The 24,959-nt window shown below is 72.2% G+C and carries 20 protein-coding genes; 17 read left to right on the top strand and 3 right to left on the bottom strand.

Annotation, left to right across the window (positions count from 1 at the left end):
* Nucleotide 1 precedes the first annotated feature (1 nt).
* From ACZ66S_RS25810 to ACZ66S_RS25790, 5 genes are all read left to right on the top strand, one after another.
* Nucleotides 2-817 (top strand): TlyA family RNA methyltransferase, encoded by an 816-nt coding sequence (locus tag ACZ66S_RS25810; RefSeq protein ID WP_469903880.1) that lies wholly within the window; start codon nt 2-4, stop codon nt 815-817.
* The gene (locus tag ACZ66S_RS25805) at nt 814-1,719 is read left to right on the top strand and encodes an NAD kinase (protein WP_469903879.1); all 906 of its coding nucleotides are present in this window, start codon (nt 814-816) and stop codon (nt 1,717-1,719) included. The genes ACZ66S_RS25810 and ACZ66S_RS25805 overlap by 4 nt, the downstream gene beginning before the upstream one ends.
* 167 nt (nt 1,720-1,886) lie before the next feature.
* Nucleotides 1,887-3,605, top strand: coding sequence for a DNA repair protein RecN (gene recN / locus ACZ66S_RS25800; protein ID WP_469903900.1), 1,719 nt, complete (start codon nt 1,887-1,889; stop codon nt 3,603-3,605).
* A complete protein-coding gene (locus ACZ66S_RS25795) occupies nt 3,602-4,405 on the top strand; it encodes a hypothetical protein (RefSeq protein WP_469903878.1) in 804 nt (267 codons plus the stop codon). Before recN ends, ACZ66S_RS25795 begins: the two co-directional genes overlap by 4 nt.
* Nucleotides 4,406-4,581: 176 nt before the next feature.
* Nucleotides 4,582-5,718 (top strand): glycosyltransferase family 4 protein, encoded by a 1,137-nt coding sequence (locus ACZ66S_RS25790; protein ID WP_469903877.1) that lies wholly within the window; start codon nt 4,582-4,584, stop codon nt 5,716-5,718.
* A 22-nt stretch (nt 5,719-5,740) separates the two neighbouring features.
* On the opposite strand, the gene ACZ66S_RS25785 is transcribed toward ACZ66S_RS25790, so the two are convergent.
* From ACZ66S_RS25785 to ACZ66S_RS25775, 3 genes are all read right to left on the bottom strand, one after another.
* Nucleotides 5,741-7,381, bottom strand: coding sequence for a PucR family transcriptional regulator (locus ACZ66S_RS25785; RefSeq protein WP_469903876.1), 1,641 nt, complete (start codon nt 7,379-7,381; stop codon nt 5,741-5,743).
* Nucleotides 7,382-7,456: 75 nt separating this feature from the next.
* A complete protein-coding gene (locus ACZ66S_RS25780) occupies nt 7,457-8,839 on the bottom strand; it encodes an FAD-binding oxidoreductase (RefSeq protein WP_469903875.1) in 1,383 nt (460 codons plus the stop codon).
* Nucleotides 8,840-8,909: 70 nt separating this feature from the next.
* A complete protein-coding gene (locus ACZ66S_RS25775) occupies nt 8,910-10,712 on the bottom strand; it encodes a glycoside hydrolase family 15 protein (RefSeq protein WP_469903874.1) in 1,803 nt (600 codons plus the stop codon).
* Between the two features lie 470 nt (nt 10,713-11,182).
* Here ACZ66S_RS25775 and ACZ66S_RS25770 point away from each other — a divergent pair, with 470 nt between their 5' ends.
* The 12 genes from ACZ66S_RS25770 to ACZ66S_RS25715 all read left to right on the top strand — a co-directional run bounded on the left by ACZ66S_RS25770 (nt 11,183) and on the right by ACZ66S_RS25715 (nt 24,956).
* Nucleotides 11,183-12,847 (top strand): CTP synthase, encoded by a 1,665-nt coding sequence (locus tag ACZ66S_RS25770; RefSeq protein ID WP_469903873.1) that lies wholly within the window; start codon nt 11,183-11,185, stop codon nt 12,845-12,847.
* Between the two features lie 84 nt (nt 12,848-12,931).
* On the top strand, nt 12,932-13,558 hold the full coding sequence (locus tag ACZ66S_RS25765; protein WP_469903872.1) for an NUDIX domain-containing protein: 627 nt from the start codon (nt 12,932-12,934) through the stop codon (nt 13,556-13,558).
* Nucleotides 13,559-13,822: 264 nt separating this feature from the next.
* Nucleotides 13,823-15,886, top strand: coding sequence for a tetratricopeptide repeat protein (locus ACZ66S_RS25760; RefSeq protein WP_469903871.1), 2,064 nt, complete (start codon nt 13,823-13,825; stop codon nt 15,884-15,886).
* 146 nt (nt 15,887-16,032) lie between these two features.
* Nucleotides 16,033-17,148 carry an alanine dehydrogenase gene (gene ald, locus ACZ66S_RS25755; protein ID WP_469903870.1) on the top strand — a complete coding sequence of 372 codons (1,116 nt, stop codon included), beginning with the start codon at nt 16,033-16,035 and terminating at the stop codon, nt 17,146-17,148.
* Between the two features lie 412 nt (nt 17,149-17,560).
* The gene (locus tag ACZ66S_RS25750) at nt 17,561-18,691 is read left to right on the top strand and encodes a ParA family protein (protein ID WP_020117888.1); all 1,131 of its coding nucleotides are present in this window, start codon (nt 17,561-17,563) and stop codon (nt 18,689-18,691) included.
* The gene (locus ACZ66S_RS25745) at nt 18,676-19,245 is read left to right on the top strand and encodes a hypothetical protein (protein WP_469903869.1); all 570 of its coding nucleotides are present in this window, start codon (nt 18,676-18,678) and stop codon (nt 19,243-19,245) included. The genes ACZ66S_RS25750 and ACZ66S_RS25745 overlap by 16 nt, the downstream gene beginning before the upstream one ends.
* 18 nt (nt 19,246-19,263) lie before the next feature.
* The gene (locus ACZ66S_RS25740) at nt 19,264-20,502 is read left to right on the top strand and encodes a segregation and condensation protein A (protein WP_469903868.1); all 1,239 of its coding nucleotides are present in this window, start codon (nt 19,264-19,266) and stop codon (nt 20,500-20,502) included.
* A complete protein-coding gene (gene scpB, locus ACZ66S_RS25735) occupies nt 20,499-21,152 on the top strand; it encodes an SMC-Scp complex subunit ScpB (protein WP_469903867.1) in 654 nt (217 codons plus the stop codon). Before ACZ66S_RS25740 ends, scpB begins: the two co-directional genes overlap by 4 nt.
* Nucleotides 21,152-22,294 (top strand): pseudouridine synthase, encoded by a 1,143-nt coding sequence (locus ACZ66S_RS25730; RefSeq protein ID WP_469903866.1) that lies wholly within the window; start codon nt 21,152-21,154, stop codon nt 22,292-22,294. The genes scpB and ACZ66S_RS25730 overlap by 1 nt, the downstream gene beginning before the upstream one ends.
* A 252-nt stretch (nt 22,295-22,546) precedes the next feature.
* Nucleotides 22,547-23,092: a TIGR03086 family metal-binding protein gene (locus ACZ66S_RS25725; RefSeq protein ID WP_469903865.1), complete on the top strand. Its 546-nt coding sequence runs from the start codon at nt 22,547-22,549 to the stop codon at nt 23,090-23,092.
* Between the two features lie 122 nt (nt 23,093-23,214).
* Entirely contained in the window at nt 23,215-23,943 is a 729-nt protein-coding gene (locus tag ACZ66S_RS25720) for an NUDIX hydrolase (RefSeq protein WP_469903864.1), read from the top strand.
* Nucleotides 23,940-24,956: an ADP-ribosylglycohydrolase family protein gene (locus ACZ66S_RS25715; RefSeq protein WP_469903863.1), complete on the top strand. Its 1,017-nt coding sequence runs from the start codon at nt 23,940-23,942 to the stop codon at nt 24,954-24,956. Before ACZ66S_RS25720 ends, ACZ66S_RS25715 begins: the two co-directional genes overlap by 4 nt.
* The last annotated feature ends 3 nt before the right edge of the window (nt 24,957-24,959 follow it).

Genomic DNA, 24,959 nt, shown 5'->3' with positions numbered 1-24,959 from the left:
CGTGGCAGGAGTCGCACGCCGTCGGCTGGACGCGGAGCTGGTCCGGCGGAAGCTGGCGCGCTCGCGTGAGCACGCCAGCCAGCTCATCGCGGCCGGGCGGGTCACCGTCGGCAAGACCGTCGCGACCAAGCCCGCCACCCAGGTGGAGACCGCGGCGGCGATCGTGGTGCAGAGCGACGGCAGCGATCCCGACTACGTGTCCCGGGGCGGGCACAAGCTCGCGGGCGCCCTGGAGGCGTTCGTGCCCCGGGGGCTCGTCGTCGAGGGACGGCGGGCGCTGGACGCCGGCGCCTCCACGGGCGGCTTCACCGATGTGCTGCTGCGGGCCGGGGCCGCACACGTGGTCGCCGTCGACGTCGGTTACGGACAACTCGCGTGGTCTCTCCAGAGCGATGAACGCGTCACCGTCAAGGACCGTACGAACGTACGCGAGTTGACGCTCGAAGCGATCGATGGGGAACCAGTGGATCTTGTCGTGGGGGATCTGTCCTTCATCCCGCTCGGCCTGGTACTGCCCGCCCTGGTGCGGTGCGTGAAGCCGGACGCCGATCTGGTGATGATGGTGAAGCCGCAGTTCGAGGTGGGGAAGGAACGGCTGGGCAGCGGGGGAGTGGTACGGAGCACGGCACTGCGGGCGGAGGCCGTGCGGGGAGTGGCCGGGAAGGCGGGGGAGCTCGGCCTCGGGGTGAACGGGGTCACGGCCAGTCCGTTGCCCGGACCCTCGGGCAATGTCGAATACTTTCTGTGGCTGCGTGCCGGGGCGCCCGCCCTGGACCCGGCCGATGTCGACCGTGCAGTTGCGGAGGGGCCGCGTTGAGCCAGAACCGAGCTCGTACTGTTTTCCTGCTCGCCCACACCGGGCGGCCCGCCGCGATCCGCAGTGCCGAACTGGTCGTGAAGGGGCTGCTGCGCTCCGAGATCGGCGTGCGCGTCCTGGAGTACGAGGCGGCCGACCTGCCGCTGCCGCCCGAGGTGCAACTCGTCAAGGAGGCGACTCCGCAGTGCCTCGAAGGGTGTGAGCTGCTCATCGTGCTCGGCGGTGACGGGACGCTGCTGCGCGGTGCCGAGTTCGCGCGCGCGTCCGGGGTGCCGATGCTCGGCGTCAACCTGGGCAGTGTCGGGTTCCTCGCGGAGGCCGAGCGGGACGACCTCGACAAGGTCGTCGACCGGGTCGTGACCAAGGCGTACGAGGTCGAGGAGCGGATGACCGTCGACGTCGTCGTTCACCGGAACGGGGACATCGTCCACACCGACTGGGCGCTCAACGAGGCCGCCGTGCAGAAGGCCGGTGCGGAGAAGCTGCTCGAGGTCGTGCTGGAGATCGACGGGCGGCCGGTGACCGGGTTCGGCTGCGACGGGATCGTGCTGTCCACGCCCACCGGGTCGACGGCGTACGCCTTCTCCGCGGGCGGGCCCGTGGTGTGGCCGGAGGTGGAGGCGCTGCTGATGGTGCCGATCTCCGCGCACGCGCTGTTCGCGAAGCCGTTGGTGACCTCGCCGAACTCCGTGCTGGCCGTGGAGTTGCTGCCTCATATTCCGCCGGGTGTGCTGTGGTGCGACGGGCGGCGGACGTTCGAGTTGCCGCCGGGGGCGCGGGTGGAGGTTCGGCGGGGGGCTGTGCCGGTGCGGCTGGCTCGGCTGCATCACGCGTCGTTCACGGACCGGCTTGTGGCGAAGTTCGCGTTGCCGGTCTCCGGGTGGCGGGGTGCGCCGCACTAGCCGTGCGTGTGCGTGGGGGGTGGTTGCGGAGCGTGGGCGGCGACGGCCGGTGGGGCTTCTCGCGCAGTTCCCCGCACCCCCAGAAAAGCCTGACACTCGCCCGAGTGACAAGGGCACCTCGCACTCGCCCGTCCCGACCTCGTAAGGTCTTCACCGTGCTGGAAGAGATGCGGATACGGTCGCTCGGAGTCATCGATGACGCCGTTGTCGAGCTGTCGCCCGGGTTCACCGCTGTCACCGGTGAGACGGGTGCGGGCAAGACCATGGTGGTCACCAGCCTCGGGCTGTTGCTCGGTGGGCGGGCGGACGCGGCGCTCGTGCGGATCGGGGCCGAGAAGGCGGTCGTGGAGGGGCGGATCACCGTGTCCGCCGGCGACTCCGTCGTCGTCCGGGCCGAGGAGGCCGGGGCCGAGCTGGACGACGGGGCGCTGCTCATCAGCCGTACCGTTTCCGCCGAGGGGCGGTCGCGGGCGCATCTGGGCGGGCGGTCCGTGCCGGTCGGGGTGCTCGCGGAGCTCGCCGACGAGCTGGTCGCCGTCCACGGGCAGACCGATCAGCAGGGGCTGCTCAAGCTGAACCGGCAGCGGCAGGCGCTGGACCGGTACGCGGGCGACGCGGTCGCCGTGCCGCTCGCGAAGTACACCGAGGCCTACCGGCGGCTGCGGGCCGTCTCCGTCGAGCTGGACGAGATCGTCACGCGCGCGCGTGAGCGGGCCCAGGAGGCCGACCTGCTGCGGTTCGGGCTCGACGAGATCGCGGCTGTGGAGCCGCGGGCCGGCGAGGACGTCGAGCTGGCGGAGGAGGCGGAGCGGCTCGGTCACGCCGAGGCGCTGTCGTCCGCGGCCACGGCCGCCCACGCCGCCCTCGCGGGCAATCCCGAGGACCCGGAGGGCATCGACGCCGCGACGCTCGTGGCGGGCGCCCAGCGGGCCCTGGAGGCCGTCCGGTCGCACGACCCCGCGCTGTCCGCGCTCGCCGACCGGATCGGGGAGATCGGGATCCTGCTGGGCGACGTGGCCGGGGAGCTCGCCGGATACGCCGACGACCTGGACGCCGATCCGCTGCGGCTGTCGGCCGTGGAGGAGCGGCGGGCCGCGCTCACCGCGCTGACCCGCAAGTACGGCGAGGACGTGGCCGCCGTGCTCACCTGGGCCGAGCAGAGCGCCGCGCGACTGACCGAACTCGACGGCGACGACGAGCGGATCGAGGAGCTGACCGCCGAGCGGGACGCGCTCCGGGCCGAACTGGGCGGACTCGCGCAGGCGTTGACGGATGCGCGGACCGAGGCCGCGGAGCGGTTCGCGGCGGCGGTGACGGCGGAGCTGGCCTCGCTGGCGATGCCCCACGCGCGCGTGTCCTTCGCGATCCGGCAGACCGAGGACCCGGACGGCGTCGAGGTCGGCGGTCGCGCGGTCGCGTACGGGCCGGCCGGCGTCGACGAGGTCGAGCTGCTGCTCGCCCCGCACCCGGGCGCCCCGCCGCGGCCCATCGCCAAGGGCGCGTCCGGCGGTGAGCTCTCGCGCGTGATGCTCGCCGTCGAGGTCGTGTTCGCCGGGACCGACCCCGTGCCGACGTACCTCTTCGACGAGGTCGACGCAGGTGTCGGTGGCAAGGCGGCGGTCGAGATCGGGCGGCGCCTCGCGCGGCTCGCGAAGACCGCGCAGGTCGTCGTGGTGACCCACCTGCCGCAGGTCGCGGCCTTCGCCGACCGGCAGTTGCTGGTCGAGAAGACCAACGACGGGTCCGTCACCCGGTCCGGTGTGAAGGTGCTGGAGGGCGAGGACCGGGTCCGGGAGCTGTCCCGGATGCTCGCCGGACAGGAGGACTCGGAGACGGCCCGGGCACACGCGGAGGAGTTGCTGGCCACGGCCCGGGCGGACGCGTGAGGGGTGCGTCCCTGGGGCTCACCGCCGCCCTGACACGCGCCGGCACGGCCGTCCTTCGCGCCGGGGCGCCGGGCGGCCGGGAGCGGTGGGAGCGGACCAACTACGCCGGGCGGACGGTCGAGTTGTACGCCGGGCCCGCGTCCGCCCTGGCCGTGGCCCTCGGGGCGGCGCGGATCCGGCCCGCTGCCGGAGCGGCCGTCGCCGTCGCCGGGCTCTGCGGGGCGTACGACGACCTCGCCGGGGACCACCGGCGGGGCTTCCGGGCGCATCTGGGCGCGCTGCGGGACGGTGAAGTCACCAGCGGGGCCGTCAAGTTGTTCGGGATCTCGGCGGCCGGACTGGTCGCGGGCGCGCTGATGAAGGAGCGGGTCGTCGACAAGGTCCTCGCGGGTGTGGTGATCGCCGGGTTCGCGCATGTCGTCAACCTCCTGGACGTACGGCCCGGTCGGGCGGCCGGTGCGGTGGTCGCGCTCGGGGTGCCGGGGATGCCGCGCTCGGAGCTGGCCGGGGTCGCGGTGGGGGCGGCGGCTGCCGTGTTGCCGGACGACGTCAGGGAGCGCGTGATGATCGGCGACGTGGGGGCGCATGCGCTGGGGGCGGCGTTGGGGACCGCCGTCGTCGCCGGGAACGGGCGGGTGGGACTGGTCGCGCATGCCGCCGGGGTGGTGGCCGCGACCCTGTGCGGGGAGCAGGTGAGTACGGCGGCTGCGGGCCGGTGGGGCTTCTCGCGCAGTTCCCCGCGCCCCTTCAGGTCGGACACCCTTGGGTCGGAAAGCGGGTCACGTCACTCTTGTGAGTGACGCGACTCGCCGCACACACCCTCCCCCCGTTCTCCGCATGCACGGAACACCCGTACGTCCTGGCATCCTTGGCAGAGAAACCCATCACGCGTAGGAAGCGCGCGGTACACCCCTCCGCTCGACACCTTCTGTACGTTTCCTCGTGACCGTCCGACCCGAACCAGGAGCCCGGCCACGTGACCCCCGTGAGCAGCCACTCACCGCACGGCCAGTCGCCGCTGCGCACCGTGCAGGTGCTGGGCGGAGGCAACGCCGGCAGCAGCGCGCACGTGCGCTCCCTGACCTCGGGGCTCGTCGCGCGGGGCGTGCGGGTCACGGTGTGCGCCCCCGCCGAGGCGGACCGCGCCTACGACTTCACGGGCGCCGGGGCGGACCACGTGCACGTGCCGCGCAGCAGCGATCCGACCTCGGTCGCCGTGCTGCGGGCGGCCTGCGCGGACGCCGATCTGGTGCACGCGCACGGACTGCACGCCTCCTTCCGCGCGGTGCTGGCGCTCAGCGGGCGGCGGACCCCGCTCGTCGTCACCTGGCACGACCGGGCGTACGCCGAGGGAGCCCGGGCCCATTTCGTGCGTCTTCTGGAACGCCGGGTCGTGAAGGCGGCCTCCGTGGTGCTCGGGTCCACCTCGGCGCTCGTGGACCGGGCCCGCAGGACCGGTGCCCGGGACGCGCGCCTCGCCGCCGTCGCCCTGCCCAGGCCGCGCGGAGTCGTCGAGCAGGAGGACCCCGACCCGCTGCGGCCCAAGGTGCGGGCCGAACTCGGCGCCATCGGCCGCCCGTTGCTGATGGCGGTCGGCGCCCTGGAGCGGCACAAGGGCTACGAGACGCTGCTGGACGCGGCACGCGCGTGGCGCCTTCTCGACCCCTTGCCGCTGGTCGTCGTCGCGGGCGAGGGGCCGCTGCGGGCGGTCCTGCAGAGCCGTATCGAGGGCGAAGGGCTGCCGGTCCGGCTGCTCGGGCGGCGCGACGACATCTCCGAACTGCTCGCCGCCGCCGATCTCGTGCTCCTGCCCAGCCGTTGGGAGGCCCGTTCGGTGCTCGCCCAGGAGGCGTTCCACGCGCGGGTGCCGCTCGTCGCGACCGAGGTCGGCGGAATCCCCGAACTCGTCGGTGACGCCGCCGAACTCGTCCCGTACGGCGACGCGGAGGCGCTCGCCGGCGCGGTCGTACGGCTGTTGGACGATCCCGAGCGCCGGGAGCTGCTCAGGGAGCGCGGGACGCGGCAGGCGGCGACCTGGCCGACCGAGGACATGACGGTGGCGCAAGTGCTCAGCGTCTACGACGAGTTGACGCAGCCCCGGCCGCTCCTCTGAAGTTCCGCGAACCGGCCGGTGCCTAGGGCACGTGCCGGCGTGCCCGCAGGGCGAGGCTCAACGCCAGTACCGTCTGCGGGTCGTCGAGGTCGGTGCCCAACAACTCGCCGATGCGGGCGAGGCGATTGTAGAGGGTCTGCCGGTTGAGGTGGAGCTCGCGGGCCGTCTCCGCCTTGCGGCCCGCGTGGGCCAGATAGGTCTGAAGGGTCGGCAGCAGGGGCGGCTTGGAGCGGTCGTCGTGGGCGCGCAGCGGGCCGATGGCGCGGTCCACGAAGGCCGCGAGATCCGGGTGGTCGCGCAGCCGCCACAGCAGCAGGTCGATGTCGAGGCGGCGGGCGTCGTACCAGGGGCGGTCCGACAGGCCCTGCGCCGCCGTCGCCGTCTCGGCCGCGTGGCGCAGGCCCGCCGAGGCCGCCGCCCAGCCGCCGGCGACCCCGACGACCACGACCGGCGGCTGGGCACCCGGCCGCTGCATCCCGGCCCGCTCCACGCCCGCCCGCAGGGCCGCCGCGACCCGGTCCGCGACCGCCGCCCGCTCCGACTCGGAGCGCAGCCCGAGCAGGACCGGCACCCGGCCCTCGACGGGCCGGACACCGAGCAGGACGGGCACGCCGACCGCGGCCAGCTCCTCGGAGACCGCCCGGGCCAGGACGGCCCAGCCGCCGCCCGGGGCGAGGGTGTCGCCGAGCCGCATCACGACCGGCAGCAGCGGTCCGGTGCCCGGCTTGAAGCCCAGCACGCGCGCCTGGGCCGGCGCGTCCTCGGGGGTGATGCGGCCCTCGGCGAGGTCGGTGAGGAAGTCCCCGCGGCCGCGGGCCGCGAGCTCCTCCTCCTGGCGGGCCTGCATCAGGACGACGGCCAGGATGCCCGCCGCCCGCTCCGCCGCCATCCGGTGCACGGGGGCCAGCGGGGCCCGCACCGGAAGCAGGACCAGCCGGGCCCGTACCGAACCCGTCCCCGGCCCGCCCCCGGGGACGTCCACCAGGGCCGAGCCGGACGGCGGAGCGTCCTTGTGCTGGCCGCGCAGCCCCTCCCACACCTGGAGCGGGTCGGCGCCCTCGGGCCCCTCCCCGGCGGCGTACAGGAGCTGTCCGTCGGTCGTCTCCAGGAAGACCGGGTTGCCGCTGAAGTCCGCCAGGATGCCGAGGACCTGCGGGACCCCGCCGCCGCCCAGCAGGGCCTCGGTGCAGCGCCGGTGCACCTCCTCGGCCCGCTGGAGCAGCGCGTAGTGGCCGTTGACGATCTCGGTGTGGATCTCCTCGGTGACCGCCACGAACGGCACCTCGCGGTGCAACTGGACGAGCGGGAGGCCGGTCGCGCGGGCCGTGTCGACGAGGGCCGCGGGCAGCCGGGTGAAGCGCGGGCCCAGCTCCACGACCAGGGCCGCGATCCCGCGCTCGGCCAGCGTCCGCACGAACGCGCGCTGCTCGGCCGGCCGGGTGCCGAGCCCGTAGCCGGTGGTCAGCAGCAGCTCGCCGCCCTTGAGCAGGGAGGCGATGTTCGGCACCTCGCCCGCGTGCACCCAGCGCACGGTCCGGTGCAGCCGGTCCGCGCCCGCCAGGATCTCCGGGAGCCCGCTGCGCAGACCGGGCAGCTCCAGCGCGCGCTGCACGGTGATCCCGCTGCCCTGGGTGTCGAAACCGCTGTTCGTGCCGCTGTCCATGAGCCGGACGCTACCCGAGGCGCGCCCGGTGCCGTGCGGGGCGGCGGCCGGCACCTGGCCGTGGCCCGGCAGGACTCAGGCCGGACTGATGTTGTGGTTGAAGCGGAACACGTTGTCCGGGTCGTACCGGCGCTTCAGCTCGGCCAGCCGCCGGGTGTTCTCGGCGCCGACCCCGGCCACCACGCGGTCCGCGCCCTCGTCGCCGATGAAGTTGAGGTAGACCGCGCCGGTGCTCCACGGCTGGACGTCGGCGCGCACGTCCCGGACCCACCGCACGCACCGCTCGTCGTCCGCCGGGTCCTCCCAGATCCCGAACGGGTGCACGGCCCAGGCCGCGTCCCGGTACGGCACCGGGAACTCGCGGGGACCGCCGGCGATCGCCCCGCCCAGCGGCAGCAGCACCTGCTGGGTGCCGGTGGGCACCGGCAGGGAGTCCGCGCGGGCGCAGTAGACGTCCACGAAGTCGTCCGGCGCGCCCGTCAGGTACTCCGCCGACCAGTAGTTCCGCATCCCCGGCGGGTCGTCGATCATGCACTGGACGTCGGCGTACGGCATCGCCCCGACGATCTCCGTCACATGCGGAAGGGCCAGCAGCGGTTCGACCAGTTTGCGCAGGCCCGCCTCCTCGCCGGCGTACGTCAGCAGGACGCCGCACAGCAGGGTGCCGACCAGGTGCGGCGGTACGAACTCCTCGGGCGGGCCGGTGAAGTAGAGCACCCCGCCCGACGCCTCGTCCGGACCGGCCGCGATCAGGTCCCGGTAGGTGCGCACCACCTCGGGGCCGAACTCCGGCAGGTACAGCAGCAGCGCGATGGAGAAGTCGGGCAGCTCGTGCAGTCTCAGCGTCAGCGCGGTGGCGATGCCGAAGTTGCCGCCACCGCCGTGCAGGGCCCAGAACAGGTCGGGGTTGTCCTCGGCGTTCGCGTGCAGTCTGGTGCCGTCGGAGGTGACCAGTTCCACATCGAGCAGGTTGTCGACGGCGAGTCCGCAGCACCGGTCGAGCCAGCCGCTGCCGCCGCCCAGGACGAAACCGCCGACACCGGTCGTGGAGGCCCGGCCGCCGGTGGTGGCGAGGCCGTGCGGCTGGCAGGCGCGGTCCAGGTCGCTCATCGTGGCGCCGCCCGCGACCTGGACCGCCCGGGCCGTGGGACTGACGACGACCGCGCGCATGTGGCGCAGGTCGACGACCATTCCGCCGTCGTTCACCGCCGTGCCCGCCACGCTGTGGCCGCCGCCGCGCACCGCGATCGGCAGGTCGAGGTCACGGGCGAAGCGCACGGCCCGGACGACGTCGTCCTCGTCCACGCACTGCGCGATCACCGCGGGCCGGCGGTCGACCATCGCGTTGAAGACCGTCCGGGCCTCGTCGTAGCCCGGATCCCCCGGGGCGAACACGTCGCCGACCAGATCCTCGCGCAGCGCGGTGAGGGCCGCGCCCGCCTTCGACGGGGATGCCATGGGGCGCCCCCTTCCGTGCAGGGGCTGATGGTGGTTCCCAGCCTAGGCGGGCCCGGCGCTCCGGTCCTGTTCAGCCGCCGTACGCCCCCGACGCCGTCAGCCGCAGGGCGGTGTCGATGAGCGGGACGTGGCTGAAGGCCTGCGGGAAGTTGCCGACCTGGCGCTGCAGGCGCGGGTCCCACTCCTCGGCGAGCAGACCGAGGTCGTTGCGCAGGGACAGCAGCTTCTCGAAGAGCTTGCGGGCCTCGTCCACGCGGCCGATCATCGCGAGGTCGTCCGCCATCCAGAACGAGCAGGCCAGGAAGGCCCCTTCGTCGCCGGGGAGGCCGTCGACGTTCTCGTCGCCGCTGGTGGTCGGGTAGCGCAGGATGAAGCCGTCCGACGTGGACAGCTCGCGCTGGATCGCCTCGATGGTGCCGATGACCCGCTTGTCGTCCGGCGGCAGGAAGCCCATCTGCGGGATCAACAGCAGGGAGGCGTCCAGCTCCTTCGAGCCGTACGACTGCGTGAAGGTGTTGCGCTCCTTGTCGTAGCCCTTCTCGCAGACGTCCCGGTGGATGTCGTCGCGCAGTTCGCGCCACTTCTCCAGCGGGCCGTCCGCGTCACCGGACTCGATCAGCTTGATGGTGCGGTCCACCGCGACCCAGGCCATCACCTTGGAGTGCACGAAGTGCCGGCGCGGGCCGCGCACCTCCCAGATGCCCTCGTCCGGCTCGTCCCAGTGCTGCTCCAGGTAGCGGATCAGCTTGAGCTGGAGCAGGGAGGCGTAGTCGTTGCGGGACAGGCCCGTCATGTGGGCCAGGTGCAGGGCCTCGGTGACCTCGCCGTACACGTCGAGCTGGAGCTGGTGCGCGGCGCCGTTGCCGACCCGGACGGGCGCGGAGTCCTCGTAGCCGGGCAGCCAGTCCAACTCGGCCTCGCCCAGTTCCCGTTCGCCCGCGATGCCGTACATGATCTGCAGGTTCTCGGGGTCGCCGGCGACCGCGCGCAGGAGCCACTCGCGCCAGGCGCGGGCCTCCTCGCGGTAGCCGGTGCGCAGCAGCGAGGAGAGGGTGATGGCCGCGTCGCGCAGCCAGGTGTAGCGGTAGTCCCAGTTGCGGACGCCGCCGATGTCCTCCGGGAGGGAGGTCGTGGGGGCCGCGACGATGCCGCCGGTGGGGGCGTACGTCAGCGCCTTGAGGGTGATCAGCGAACGGATGACGGCCTCGCGGTAGGGGCCGTGGTACGTGCAGTGCTCGACCCACTCCCGCCAGAAGTCCTCGGTGGCCTCCAGCGACTGCTCCGGCTCCGGCAGCGGCGGCGGCTCCTTGTGCGAGGGCTGCCAGGAGATGGTGAAGGCGATCCGGTCTCCCGGGGCGACCGTGAAGTCCGAGTACGTCGTCAGGGACTTGCCGTAGGTCTCGCAGTCGGTGTCGAACCACACCGAGTCGGGGCCCGCGACGGCGACCGTGCGCCCCTCGTGCTTGTGGACCCACGGCACGACACGGCCGTACGAGAAACGCATCCGCAGGGCCGAGCGCATGGGCACGCGGCCCGAGACGCCCTCCACGATCCGGATGAGCTGCGGGGCGCCGTCACGCGGGGGCATGAAATCGGTCACCCGGACGGTGCCGCGTGAGGTGTCCCACTCCGACTCCAGGATCAGCGAGTCGCCGCGGTAGGTGCGCCGGGCGGCGGTGGGGGGCTCGGCGTCCGCCGCGTGGGCGGGTCCGAGACGCCAGAAGCCGTGCTCCTCGGTGCCCAGCAGGCCGGCGAAGATGGCATGCGAGTCGAAGCGGGGCAGGCACAGCCAGTCCACCGTGCCGTCCCGGCAGACCAGCGCCGCGGTCTGCATGTCTCCGATGAGTGCGTAGTCTTCGATGCGCCCGGCCACGTGCAACTCCAGTCGAACGGCCACGTCACCCCCTGCAGGAAAAGGGGGCTGTCGCTTGGTGCGGTCAAGGGGGTCGTTGTAATGCGTCGTTGAGCGGTGAAGCAAAACAGTCCTGCCGCTGTGAGGCAAAACGACAACTGTTGCTCAACGAACTGACGAGCTCTCGTTGTTCCGGGGCCTACGGGTGGGGGTGGTCCCGTGTTTCCGGCCGGGCTCGGCAGTGAGTGTCCGAGCAGGATACGACGCACGTAGATGATCTGTGTGCCGCTCCGGGCAACGCGGCTGGGCCGAACGGGTGAGCAACGGGTGAGAAACGGGTGTCTTCGTGCGGGTCCGTGTCGGCATGTGTGCGGAGCGTGGCCGGAAGCCATCTCCCCGAGGCGCTGATACCCTGGTAGCCCGTGGACCGGTGGGCGTCTGACCCCCGAACCGCACCTCAAGATCGCGACCACGGGAGCCCCCTCTTGGCCATGACCGCTGCTTTTCGAAACAGCACAGCCACGACGACCAAGCACATCTTCGTCACTGGGGGTGTCGCCTCCTCGCTCGGCAAGGGGCTGACGGCCTCCAGCCTCGGCATGCTGCTCAAGGCGCGGGGCCTGCGCGTCGTGATGCAGAAGCTCGACCCGTACCTCAACGTCGACCCGGGCACGATGAACCCCTTCCAGCACGGCGAGGTGTTCGTCACCAACGACGGCGCCGAGACCGACCTGGACATCGGCCACTACGAGCGTTTCCTCGACCGTGACCTCGACGGTTCCGCCAACGTCACCACCGGTCAGGTGTACAACACGGTGATCGCCAAGGAGCGCCGCGGCGAGTACCTGGGCGACACCGTTCAGGTCATCCCGCACATCACCAACGAGATCAAGCACCGCATCCGCCGCATGGCGACCGACGAGGTCGATGTCGTCATCACCGAGGTCGGCGGCACGGTCGGCGACATCGAGTCGCTGCCGTTCCTGGAGACGGTCCGCCAGGTCCGCCACGAGGTCGGCCGTGACAACGTCTTCGTCGTCCACATTTCCCTCCTGCCGTACATCGGCCCGTCGGGAGAGCTGAAGACGAAGCCGACCCAGCACTCGGTTGCGGCGCTGCGCAACATCGGTATCCAGCCGGACGCCATCGTGCTGCGCTGCGACCGCGAGGTGCCGACCGCGATCAAGCGGAAGATCTCGCTGATGTGCGACGTCGACGAGGCCGCCGTGGTGGCCTGCCCCGACGCCCGCTCGATCTACGACATCCCGAAGACCGTGCACGGCGAGGGCCTGGACGCCTATGTCGTCCGCAAGCTGGACCTGCCGTTCCGGGACGTGGACTGGACGACCTGGGACGACCTGCTCGACCGCGTCCACAACCCCGACCACGAGATCACCCTGGCCCTGGTCGGCAAGTACATCGACCTGCCCGACGCCTACCTCTCGGTCACCGAGGCGCTGCGCGCGGGCGGCTTCGCCAACAAGGCCCGCGTCAAGATCAAGTGGGTCACCTCCGACGACTGCAAGACCCCGGCCGGTGCCGCGGCGCAGCTCGCCGACGTGGACGGCATCTGCATCCCGGGCGGCTTCGGCGACCGCGGTGTGCTCGGCAAGGTCGGCGCGATCAAGTACGCCCGCGAGAACCGGATCCCGCTGCTGGGCCTGTGCCTGGGCCTGCAGTGCATCGTGATCGAGGCCGCGCGCAACCTCGCCGACATCCCGGACGCCAACTCCACCGAGTTCGACTCGGCCACCGGCCACCCGGTCATCTCCACCATGGCCGAGCAGCTCGACATCGTCGCCGGTGAGGGTGACTTGGGCGGCACCATGCGGCTCGGCATGTACCCCGCCAAGCTCGCCGAGGGCTCCATCGTCCGCGAGGTGTACGACGGCAAGGAGTACGTCGAGGAGCGGCACCGGCACCGCTACGAGGTGAACAACGCCTACCGCGCCGAGCTGGAGAAGAAGGCGGGCATCCTGTTCTCCGGCACCTCGCCGGACGGCAAGCTCGTCGAGTACGTCGAGTACCCGCGCGACGTCCACCCGTACCTGGTCGCCACACAGGCCCACCCCGAGCTGCGCTCGCGTCCGACCAGGCCGCACCCGCTGTTCGCCGGCCTGGTGAAGGCGGCGGTGGAGCGGCAGAGTTCCAAGTAGCACGACAGTTGTACGGTGGCCGGGGCACACGCATTCAAAGGCGAGTGCCCCGGCTTCTTTTGGGCACGTGGGGAAGGACAGGGCATGACGATCAAGGACGCCCCGGAGGAGTGGGAGATCCGGGCCACGAGGACCCCCTTCGTGGGCAAGAAGACCTCCGTCCGCACGGACGAGGTGGTCATGCCCGACGGGACGGTGGTCGGCCGCGACTACCAGGTCCACCCGGGTTCCGTGGCCGTGCTCGCGCTCGACGACGAGGACCGGGTCCTGCTCATCCGCCAGTACCGGCACCCCGTGCGGCAGAAGCTGTGGGAGATCCCGGCGGGGCTGCTGGACGTGCCCGGGGAGAACCCGCTGCACGCGGCCCAGCGGGAGCTGTACGAGGAGGCGCACGTAAAGGCGGAGGACTGGCGGGTGCTGACCGACGTCTACACGTCGCCGGGCGGCTGCGACGAGGCGATCCGGATCTTCCTGGCCCGGGGGCTGTCCGAGGCGGACGGCGAGCGCTTCGAGGTCGAGCACGAGGAGATCGACCTGGAGTACGCGCGCGTGCCCGTGTCCGAGCTCGTGCGGGGGGTGCTGGCGGGGGAGCTCCACAACAACTGCCTGGTGGTGGGGGTTCTGTCGTTGGTCGCCGCGCGGGCCTCCGGCGGGCTGGACGGGTTGCGGTCCGCTGAGGCGGAGTGGCCTGCGAGGCCTTTCGACGCCTGATGTTCTGCGGGGTTCGCCGTGGGGGGGGAGCGGTTCGTCGCGGGGTGCCGGTTGCGTCGTGGCTTGTCGCGCAGTTCCCCGCGCCCCTGACACCGGTACTGCCGGATCCCCGAGATCCTATGATCCGTTGATCCGATTGAGGGACTCTCGCGGCTCCACCGCCGCGCTCCGCCCGGAACGTTGCACAGCGTGAACTAGGCTTTTGGTGCCCGAACCGGGGTCACCGGCGGGCTTTGCGCGTGCGGTGGGACGGGAGTGTGGCCCGTGACGGATCAGGCGGTGGACCCAGGCGGCGTACGGTTGTCCGGCGAGGGCCAATTCCTGGGGCGGACGCGGGAGTTGAAGGAACTGCGCGCCGACATCGAGCGGGCCGGACTCGACACGCTCGCCGGCCGCAAGGCACCTCGCGCGCGCGTCCTGCTCATCGCGGGACGCCCCGGTTCCGGCCGTACCGCGCTCGCCGAGGAACTCGTCCGGGCGGTCGCGGACCGTTACGACGACGGGGTGCTGCGCGCCCGCCTGAGCGAGCCCGACGGCACCCCCGTACCGGTCGCGGACGTCGCCCGGGAACTGCTCGGCGCGCTCGACGTCCCGGCACCCGCCGGCGCCGCCGAGGACGACCTCACGGCGGTGCTGCGCGAGGCCCTCGCCGACCGTCGCGCGCTGCTCCTGCTCGACGACGCGGTGGCCGCGGAACAGGTGGACGCCCTGCTCCCGGACACCCCGGAGTGCCTGGTCGTGGCCGTTTCGGGAGGTCCGCTGACCGGGATCGCGGACGTCCGTCCCTGCACCCTCGGCGGTCTCGACACCAAGGCCGCGCTGGAACTGCTGTCCCGGCACACCGGGTCGGTCCGCGTCACCGTCGATCCCCGTTCCGCCGAGGGGCTCGTCGAGGAGTGCCAGGGCCACCCCGCCGCGCTGATGCTGGCGGGGGGCTGGCTCGCCGCCCGGCCCAAGGCGGCCGTCGCCGACCTCGCCAAGCATCTGCATGCGGAGAGTGACGAGGGGAGCCCGCTCAGCCGGGTCTTCAAGCTCGTCCACAGCACCCTGCCCACCGCGGCGGCCCGCACCCTGCGCCTGCTCTCCCTCGCCCCGGCCGGCCTCGTCGACCCGCACACCGCCTCCGCGCTCGCCGGCTGCTCGGTGGCCGAGGCCCGCTCCACCCTGGACGACTTCGTCGCGCTGGGCCTGCTGCACGCCGTGGCGTCCCCGCTGCCGCAGTACGAGGTCCCCGGCTGTCTCCAGCCCCTGCTCAGGGCCCTCGCCGACACCCAGGACCGGCCGGGCGAGCTCCGGCTGGCCCGCGCCCGCATGCTGGAGCGGACCGTACGGCTGTTGCAGTCCTCCCGTGTCATCACCGAGACCGACAGTCCCGAGGCCCGGGAGAAGCTCCAGGGCATGCCGCCCTCGGTGCGCTTCCCCAGCCCGCGGGCCGCCGAGGACTGGCTGCGCATCCGCAGGCCGGCCCTGCTCGCCTCGGCCCGCCTCGCGGTAGCCGACGGGGAACTGGACACCCTGGCCCGGCGCCTGATGTCCCAGCTCGTGCGCACGATGGTGGCCCACTTCGGGATGAAGGCCGCGGCCCCCGACCTCTACATCCTCCACGGCCTCGTCCTGGACGTGGCCGAGCGGCGCGCCCTGCCCCGCGAGAAGGCCGCCGCCCTGCTGAACCTCGCCGACCTGGACGCCCAGACCGGCCGCACCCGGGAGGCGCTGACCCGTTACCGGGCGGCCCTGGACGCCGGCCGGGAGGCCAACGACCCGTACGCGACCGGCCGCGCGATGGAATCCGTAGGCGGCGCGCATCTGGAGCTCGGGGACTACGAGCGGGCCGCCGACTGGTTCGGCCGGGCCCTCGCCCAGCGGCAGGCCCGCGGCGAGCGGGAGGAGGCCGCCCGGCTGTACGGCCGTATCGCCGCCGCCCACACCTGCGCGGGCCACTACGGCGAGGCGGTCAGGAACTGGCGGGCCGCCCTGGCCGGATACCGCAGGAACGGCGATGTGCCCGCCCACGCACGGGCGTTGAGCGAGCTAGCCCGGGTCCAGGAGTACGCCGGACACCCCGAGGAGTCGCTGCGCACCTGCCAGGAGGCCGTGGAGTGGGCCCGGCGCGCCGAGGACCTCCGGCTGCTGGCCGCGCTCCAGGTCCGGCTCGCGGACACGCTGGACCGCCTCGGCGATCCCGCTGCCGCCCAGCTCCACCGCGGCGCTGCCGAACGGCTGCTGGGGGAGGAGCTTTCCGGGGAGGAACCCGGCTCCCAACAGGCCGAGGACCCGAAACAAGGCGAGAATGCCTGCGAAATCCGTAGTGCATCCGCTGAAGATTGATGCAATGAAAGGCTAGACAGCGGGAACACCTTCATTAGACTGGCTCTGCCGCACCTTCTCCTGCGGTGTCTCCTGGTGTGCTCACGCATGCCCGGGTATGTGTTGTATTGCCCCACACACTCTCTGAGCCAAGGACCGTGATCCCCGTGAAGGTCGGCATCCCCCGCGAGGTCAAGAACAACGAGTTCCGGGTGGCCATCACCCCCGCAGGCGTGCACGAGCTGGTGCGCCACGGCCACCAGGTCGTCATCGAGCGGGGCGCCGGCCTCGGCTCCTCCATCCCGGACGAGGAGTACGTCGCCGAGGGCGCCCGCATCCTGGACACCGCCGACGAGGTGTGGGCCACGGCCGACCTGCTGCTGAAGGTCAAGGAGCCGGTCGCCGAGGAGTACCACCGCCTGCGCAAGGACCAGACGCTCTTCACGTATCTGCACCTGGCCGCCTCCAAGGAGTGCACGGACGCGCTCATCGAGTCCGGCACCACCGCGATCGCCTACGAGACCGTCGAGCTGCCCTCCCGCGCGCTCCCGCTGCTCGCCCCGATGTCCGAGGTCGCGGGCCGGCTGGCCCCGCAGGTCGGCGCCTACCACCTGATGCGCTCGGTCGGCGGCCGCGGTGTCCTGCCCGGCGGTGTGCCCGGCACCCAGCCCGCGCGTGCCGTCGTCATCGGCGGCGGTGTCTCCGGCTGGAACGCCACTCAGATCGCCGTCGGCATGGGCTTCCACGTCACGCTGCTCGACCGCGACATCAACAAGCTGCGCGAGGCCGACAAGGTCTTCGGCACCAAGGTCCGGGCGATCATGTCCAACGCCTTCGAGCTGGAGAAGGCCGTGCTGGACGCCGACCTCGTGATCGGCGCGGTGCTCATCCCGGGCGCCAAGGCCCCGAAGCTGGTCACCAACGAGCTCGTCTCGCGGATGAAGCCCGGAAGTGTCCTTGTCGACATCGCGATCGACCAGGGCGGCTGTTTCGAGGACTCCCGCCCCACCACCCACGCCGAGCCGACCTTCCAGGTGCACGACTCGGTCTTCTACTGCGTCGCCAACATGCCCGGCGCGGTGCCCAACACCTCGACCTACGCGCTCACCAACGCCACGCTGCCCTACATCGTCGAGCTGGCGAACCGCGGCTGGGTGGAGGCGCTGCGCCGCGACGCCGCGCTCGCCAAGGGCCTCAACACCCATGACGGCAAGGTCGTTTACCGGGAGGTCGCGGAGGCCCACGGCCTGGAGCACGTCGAGCTGGAGACGCTGCTCGGCTGAGCCTGTGACCTCGGCAGAGAGCTAAGTCACCTTTTCGTGAAGGCGATACGTCAACAAGACGCGTCAACGAGTCACATGCGGCCGGACCTTGCCCACAAGGTCCGGCCGGATGTGTGTATGGTCACTTTGCGACTCTCGGTCAACTCGCGTCGAACGTAACCCTTGAACCGATTCGTACACCGGCGAAACCTGCCGTGCGACTGCCGTACGCCCTTGACAGCGGGATGTTTCATTGCCGACACATCCTGCCGGGTCCGGCGGATTGTGTTGCTGTGAACACCCGACACGCCATAGAGTCGCCAACCGTCGGCATGGTGCCACGCTGACCTTGTCTAGAAGTTTCCTGGTCACCAAGGAGGTAAGACGACTTGTGAATGAGTCGACATTTTCTCCCGGGGGTGGTCAACCAGGAATGCCTGCCGGGGCCCAGAGCCCCGCAGGGTTCGAGGCTGTCGGCTCCGTCGCGGTGCGCACCTTCGCAGCCCACCAGAGTCGTCCGCAGACCGTGCGGACAGCACACCAGAGCATGGATGGCCATCACGTGAACGCCATGGCCGGCGACGGAAGTGGCGCGCCCCACAACCACTTCGCCGACTACGACGAACTGCCCGAGGGGCACTTCTACGACCCCGACGCCGAGTACGAGCCCGATCCGGAGTACGCGGCCACGCTCGCGCCCGACGCGGCCCGCCAGCGCCGTGAGCGCGTCGGTCCGACGGGCCGGCCGCTGCCGTACTTCCCGATCCCGGGCCCGCTGACCGACCACGGCCCCGCGAAGATCATCGCGATGTGCAACCAGAAGGGCGGCGTCGGCAAGACCACGTCGACCATCAACCTGGGTGCCGCGCTCGCGGAGTACGGCCGGCGGGTGCTGCTCGTGGACTTCGACCCGCAGGGCGCGCTGTCGGTGGGTCTCGGTGTCAACCCGATGGAGCTCGACCTCACCGTCTACAACCTGCTCATGGAGCGGGGCATGGCGGCCGACGAGGTCCTGCTGAAGACCGCGGTCCCGAACATGGACCTGCTGCCGAGCAATATCGACTTGTCGGCGGCGGAGGTCCAACTGGTCTCCGAGGTCGCCCGCGAGTCGACATTGCAGCGTGCCCTGAAGCCGCTCATGGCCGACTACGACTACATCGTGATCGACTGTCAGCCCTCGCTCGGCCTGCTCACGGTCAATGCCCTGACGGCCGCGCACAAGGTGATAGTGCCTCTGGAGTGCGAGTTCTTCGCCCTGCGTGGTGTCGCACTGCTGACGGAGACCATCGAGAAGGTCCAGGAGCGGCTCAACCCGGAGCTGGAGCTCGACGGGATCCTCGCCACCATGTACGACTCGCGCACGGTCCACAGCCGTGAGGTGCTGGCCCGTGTGGTCGAGGCGTTCGACGACCACGTCTACCACACGGTCATCGGGCGCACGGTGCGCTTCCCGGAGACCACGGTCGCCGGTGAGCCGATCACCACGTACGCCTCCAACTCCGTCGGTGCCGCCGCCTATCGCCAGCTCGCCAGGGAGGTGCTCGCCCGGTGTCACGCCGAGTGAGTCTGCCGGGGGCCGACGAACTGTTCCGTACGACAGGGGGGATGGCGCTCCAGGCGTCCACTCCCCGGCGGGGGGCCAACGGCGAGGCTCGGGTACCGGCTCCCGCGGGGGAGCCCGACGGGGCCGAGGACGCGCCGCAGTCCGTGCCCGCGCAGGGCGGGGACGGCGACGGGGCCGAGCATGTGGCGGTCGACGCCGAGTCCGCGGAGGCGGGCGAGTCCCGTCTCCGGGCGGCCGCGGCGGAGCGCACCGCTCGACGTCAGGAGGCGCAGGAAGGTTCTGCCCCGGCCGCCGGCGCACAGCCGCGCGGCAAGCGTGGCCGGTCGCCCGCCCGGCGGCCCAGCGGACGTGAGCGGCACGACGAGAAGATCACCGTGTACGTGTCGGCCGAGGAGCTCATGGATCTGGAGCATGCCCGACTCGTGCTCCGCGGCGAGCACGGGCTGGCGGTGGACCGCGGGCGGATCGTGCGCGAGGCGGTCGCCGTGGTGCTGGCCGATCTGGAGTCCCGCGGGGACGCGAGCATCCTCGTCCGTCGGCTGCGCGGGCGGTAGCGGTAGCCTGCGGGGGCTATGACCTCGAACGACTCTTCTGTCCCCGGCCCCGGCGGCTCCGCCGGACGCCGGCGTGCGCTGGGCCGGGGACCGGGCGCTCCGCGGGTCACGCCGGGGGCAGGGGCGATGCCGGTCCCGGACGAGCCGGAGATCGAGGGCGCGGGGTTCGAGACTGTGCCGGAGCCCGAGGCTGCGCCGGAGCCGGAGGCCCTCCCGGAGCCGCGGCCCGAGGCTGTGCCGGAGTCGGAGGCTGTGCCGCGGCCCGTGGCTCGCCCGGAGCCGGAGGCCGAGCCGGTGGTGGAGGCCGTATCCGGGGCCGTGCACGAGCCAGTGCAGGAGGCTGGACCCGGGCTGGAGCCTGAGGCCGACACTGAGCCCGGGATCGGTCCGGCGACCGGGATCGGCTCGGTGCCCGAGGCCGCCTCCACGGGTTCACCCGAGGGTGAGGCCGACGGTGTCTTCAAGGTGCGGCTCGCCAACTTCGAGGGTCCCTTCGACCTCCTCCTCCAGCTCATCTCCAAGCACCAACTGGACGTGACCGAGGTCGCGCTCTCCAAGGTCACCGACGAGTTCATGGCGTACATCCGGGGCATGGGGCCGGACTGGGACCTCGACGAGACGACCGAGTTCCTCGTCGTGGCCGCCACCCTGCTCGACCTGAAGGCGGCCCGGCTGCTGCCCGCCGCCCAGGTCGAGGACGAGGCCGACCTGGCGCTCCTGGAGGCCCGGGACCTGCTCTTCGCGCGGCTGCTCCAGTACCGCGCCTACAAGCAGATCGCCGACATCTTCAACCGGCGGCTCGACGAGGAGGCCCGGCGCTATCCCCGTACCGTCGGACTCGAACCGCACCACGCCGACCTGCTGCCCGAGGTCGTCATCAGCATCGGGCCCGAGGGGTTCGCGAAGCTCGCCGTGAAGGCGATGCAGCCCAAGCCCAAGCCGCAGGTGTACGTCGACCACATCCACGCGCCCCTGGTGAGCGTCCAGGAGCAGGCGGGGATCGTGGTCGCCCGGCTCAGGGAGCTCGGGGAGGCCAGCTTCCGGCTGCTGGTGGAGGACGCCGACGGCACCCTGACCGTCGTGGCGAGGTTCCTGGCGCTGCTGGAGCTGTACCGGGAGAAGGCCGTGGCGCTGGACCAGGAGACCGCGCTCGGGGAGCTGGTCGTGCGCTGGACCGGCGGCGCGGGGGAGGCCGAGCCGACGGTGACCGACGAGTTCGACCGACCGCCCGAGCCGCCCAAGGAGGACAAGGCGTGAGCGAGGAGACCACCGAGGCGCCGGCGGGACTGCCGGGCGTCGCCGACCTCGATCTGAAGCCGGCCCTGGAGGCCGTCCTGATGGTCGTGGACGAGCCCGCGACCGAGGAGCACCTGGCGAAGATCCTGGAGCGGCCGAAGCGGCAGATCACCAGGGCGCTGCGGGAGCTGGCGGGCGAGTACGCCGCACAGGGCCGCGGCTTCGAGCTGCGGCACGTCGCGAACGGGTGGCGGTTCTACACCCGGGCCGCGTACGCCCCGGCCGTGGAACGGTTCGTCCTGGACGGGCAGCAGGCCCGGCTCACCCAGGCCGCCCTGGAGACGCTGGCGGTGGTCGCCTACCGCCAACCGGTCAGCCGCAGCCGGGTCTCCGCGGTGCGCGGAGTGAACTGCGACGGTGTGATGCGCACCCTTCTCCAGCGGGGTCTGGTCGCGGAGGCGGGCACGGAACCCGAAACAGGTGCGATCCTGTACGTGACGACGAACTACTTCCTGGAGCGGATGGGCCTGCGCGGTCTGGACGAGCTCCCGGAGCTCGCGCCCTTCCTCCCGGAGGCGGAGGCGATCGAGGCCGAGACCCAGGAAGCCGTACCGTCGTTCGATCCGGACGCCCCGGATTCCGAGGACGCAGACGACAAGACGGAACTTTGATGCGAAGCAGCAGCGGCAGGAACAGCAGCGGAAACAACGGCGGGAGCCGTGGTGGCAACAGCGGCGGCCGCGGTGGGAACAGCGGTGGTCGCGGCGGGAGCACCGGAGGACGCGGCGCCTACCGCGGCGCCGGGAACGACCGCGACGACAAGCAGGGCGGCCGGCCGAAGAAGCCCCGCCCCGAGGAGCGCCGCTACGACGTGGGTCCCGGCGCCTCCCCGGACGGCCCGAAGTCGGGGCGCGGCGCCTCGGCGCGCGGCGGCGCCAAGGGCGGCCCGAAGCAGGGCCAGGGCACCGGGCGCGGCCGCTGGGTGCCGGCGACCTCCCGCGAGTACGAGGCGCGGGCCGAGGAGCGCAACCGGGAGCGGTACGCCGGCAAGAAGGACGTGAAGCTCCCCAAGACCTTCCCGGGCGCCGAGCAGGAGGGCGAGCGGCTCCAGAAAATCCTCGCGCGCGCGGGCTACGGTTCGCGGCGGGCCTGCGAGGAGCTCATCGAGCAGGCGCGGGTCGAGGTCAACGGCGAGATCGTGCTGGAGCAGGGCAAGCGGGTCGACCCGGAGAAGGACGAGGTCAGGGTCGACGGCCTGACGGTGGCGACGCAGTCGTACCAGTTCTTCGCGCTGAACAAGCCCGCCGGTGTGGTCTCGACGATGGAGGACAACGAGGGCCGGCAGTGCCTCGGCGACTACGTCACCAACCGTGAGACGCGGCTCTTCCACGTGGGACGGCTCGACACCGAGACCGAGGGCGTCATCCTGCTCACCAACCACGGCGAGCTGGCCCACCGGCTGACCCACCCCAAGTACGGCGTGAAGAAGGTCTACCTCGCGCACATCGTGGGCCCGATCCCGCGCGACCTGGGCAAGCAGCTCAAGGACGGCATCCAGCTCGAGGACGGGTACGCGCGCGCGGACCACTTCCGGGTCGTCGAGCAGACCGGCAAGAACTACCTCGTCGAGGTCACCCTCCACGAGGGGCGCAAGCACATCGTCCGCCGGATGCTCGCCGAGGCCGGCTTCCCGGTCGACAAGCTGGTGCGGGTCGCCTTCGGCCCCATCACCCTGGGCGACCAGAAGTCGGGTTGGCTGCGGCGGCTGTCCAACACCGAGGTCGGCATGCTGATGCAGGAAGTCGATCTGTAGAGCCTCCCTGCGTGCGTGCGGCCGGTTCCGGAATCCTCCGGGGCCGGCCGATGCGTTTTCGCCCCGCCGCACGTCTGTATCCGTGACGGAGGGAGTGGGGATGGACCGGAGGAACGACAACCGTGGCGAGGCGGGTCCGCAGGCGCTGGAGGGCCCTGTGCGGCCCGCGCGGCCCGGCGGGCTCCCAGGGGCTCGGGAGATGTCCGCGAGGCCGCTGAGAGGCCGCTGCGGCGGTGCGGCGGGGATGCGGTCATGAGCGCGGGGGAGCTGCTGGAGCGTTCGCTCGCCTACGCGCTGGGCAGCGTGGCGGGATCACGGCAGGTCGGGCTCGACCGGGGCACGCCGTGCGCCGAGTGGGACCTGGGCGAGCTGCTCGGGCATCTCGACGACTCGCTGGACGCGCTGTACGAGGGGCTGAGCGGCGGGCGGATCGGACTGCTCCCGCAGACCGACCGGGTCTGCGGGTTCCGTACGCGCGCGTGTGCCGTGCTCGGCGCCTGGGCCGCCGGTCCGCCGGGGTGCGTGCTGGTGGGCGAACGCCCGCTGGACGTGCGGGTGATGGCCGCCGTCGGCGCGGTGGAGATCACCGTGCACGGCTGGGACGTGGCCCGGTCCTGTGGCCGGCCGCGGCCCATTCCGGAGGGTCTCGCGGCCGAGCTCCTGTCCGTCGCCCAGTGCGTGGTGGGGGAGGAGGACCGGGGCGTGCGGTTCGCCGAACCGGTCGCCGTGCCGTCCGGCGCACGGCCCGAGGCCCGGCTTCTGGGATTCCTCGGGCGGGATGTCCGAGAGGCCTGCTGACCCCCGGGGCGGATGCGGGCGGGCTCCGTTGGACCCGCTCGCAGGGGCTTGCCGAACCCGGGCACCCTCTTTATAGTCGTAGTGACTATTAGTCATGCTGACCATAAAGGGGGTGCGCGAGCGTGTCCGTTCCACCCGGCTACGACAAGTACGCCCACGAACCCTTCGCCGTCACCGTCGACCTCGCCGTCCTCACCGTCGCCGAAGGCGCCCTGCACGCCCTGCTCGTGGAGCGGGGGCAGGAGCCGTACGCCGGACACTGGGCGCTGCCCGGCGGATTCGTGCACCCGGACGAGTCCGCGGAGACCGCGGCCCGGCGCGAACTCGCCGAGGAGACCGGCCTGTCGGACCTCTCCGGACTGCGTCTGGAGCAACTGCGGACCTACAGCGAGCCCGGCCGCGACCCCCGGATGCGGGTCGTCTCCGTGGCGTTCGCCGCACTGCTGCCCGACCCGCCCGAGCCGCACGGCGGCAGCGACGCGGCCGAGGCCCGCTGGGTGCCGTACGACAAGGCCGGACCGCTCGCCTTCGACCACGACCGCATCCTGGCCGACGCCCACGAACACGTCGGCGCCAAGCTCGAGTCCACCTGCCTCGCCACCGCCTTCTGCCCGCCCGAGTTCACGCTCGGCGAGCTCCAGCAGGTGTACGAGACCGTGTGGGGCACCGCCCTGGACCGGCCCAACTTCCGCCGCAAGGTGCTCGCCACCCCCGGCTTCGTCGAGGCCGTCCCCGGTGCCGCGCGACTGACCGGCGGCCGCGGCAAACCGGCCGCGCTCTACCGCGCGGGGCCGGCGACCGCCCTGCGCCCCCCTCTCCTCCGCCCGTCCCCGGAAGGACGCCCCGCATGACGATGATCCTGACCAAACGCGCCGCCACCGGCACCCTCGTCGGACTCGCCCTCGGGGACGCCCTCGGCTTCCCCACCGAGTTCAACGACGTGGCCTCGATCCTCGCCAAGTGCGGGCCCTGGCGGGAGATGGAGCTGATCACGCCCGCGGTGGTCAGCGACGACACGCAGATGACGCTGGCGGTGGGCAGGGGACTGCGGGCGGCGATGGACCGGGGCGTGCTCGGGCCCGAGATGGCGGAGCCGATGCGGCGGGAGTTCATCGCGTGGAACCGCTCCCCGGAGAACAACCGCGCCCCGGGCAACACCTGCCTGCGCGCCTGCGAACTGCTGGAGCGCCCGGAGCTGCCCTGGCAGTACGCCAGCCAGATCGGCTCCAAGGGCTGCGGTGCCAACATGCGCGTGGCCCCCGTCGGACTCGTCCCCGGACTCAGTGACGAACAGCGGGCGGGCGCCGCCCAGTTGCAGGCCGCGCTCACCCACGGCCACCCGACGGCGCTCGCCGCGTCCGACCTCACCGCGCGTGCCGTACGGCTGCTCGCGCAGGGCACCGGGCCGGGCGAACTGGTCGCGCTGCTGCGGTCGTACGCCCTGGTGAACCGGGGCCAGTACCACGAGCGTTGGCTCGGCGACCTGTGGACGAGGAGCCAGGACCCGTCGGCCGGGCAGTTCATCGCGCGGGGCTGGGACGAGTGCCTCACGGTCCTCGACCGGCTCGACGCGGCCGTGCGCGGTGCCTCGCCCGAGGACGACCCGTGCCTGGCCACCGGGGCCGGCTGGATCGCCGAAGAGGCCCTTGCGACCGGGCTGTTGTGCTTCCTTCAGTTCCCCGACGAGCCGCTGACGGCCCTGCGGCGGGCCGCGTGCAGCTCCGGCGACTCCGACTCGATCGCCTGTCTGACGGGTGCCTTCGCGGGTGCCCATCTGGGAGCGGAGGCGTGGCCCGTCGAGTGGGCCGACCGGATCGAGTACGGCAGTGAGCTGGTCACGCTCGGAGCGCTCTGGGACGCCTGACGG

This window comes from Streptomyces sp. NPDC107471 (assembly GCF_055582845.1).
This window is presented reverse-complemented; position numbering and strand designations above follow the sequence as displayed.

Bases quoted from the DNA above. Each gene is read 5' to 3' on its own strand.
- recN (WP_469903900.1), top strand. From the start codon at position 1,887: ATGCGGATACGGTCGCTCGGAGTCATCGATGACGCCGTTGTCGAGCTG.
- ACZ66S_RS25785 (WP_469903876.1), bottom strand. From the start codon at position 7,381: ATGGACAGCGGCACGAACAGCGGTTTCGACACCCAGGGCAGCGGGATC.
- ACZ66S_RS25780 (WP_469903875.1), bottom strand. From the start codon at position 8,839: ATGGCATCCCCGTCGAAGGCGGGCGCGGCCCTCACCGCGCTGCGCGAG.
- ACZ66S_RS25770 (WP_469903873.1), top strand. From the start codon at position 11,183: ATGACCGCTGCTTTTCGAAACAGCACAGCCACGACGACCAAGCACATC.
- ACZ66S_RS25765 (WP_469903872.1), top strand. From the start codon at position 12,932: ATGACGATCAAGGACGCCCCGGAGGAGTGGGAGATCCGGGCCACGAGG.
- ACZ66S_RS25750 (WP_020117888.1), top strand. From the start codon at position 17,561: ATGCCTGCCGGGGCCCAGAGCCCCGCAGGGTTCGAGGCTGTCGGCTCC.
- ACZ66S_RS25740 (WP_469903868.1), top strand. From the start codon at position 19,264: ATGACCTCGAACGACTCTTCTGTCCCCGGCCCCGGCGGCTCCGCCGGA.
- ACZ66S_RS25730 (WP_469903866.1), top strand. From the start codon at position 21,152: ATGCGAAGCAGCAGCGGCAGGAACAGCAGCGGAAACAACGGCGGGAGC.
- ACZ66S_RS25725 (WP_469903865.1), top strand. From the start codon at position 22,547: ATGAGCGCGGGGGAGCTGCTGGAGCGTTCGCTCGCCTACGCGCTGGGC.
- ACZ66S_RS25715 (WP_469903863.1), top strand. From the start codon at position 23,940: ATGACGATGATCCTGACCAAACGCGCCGCCACCGGCACCCTCGTCGGA.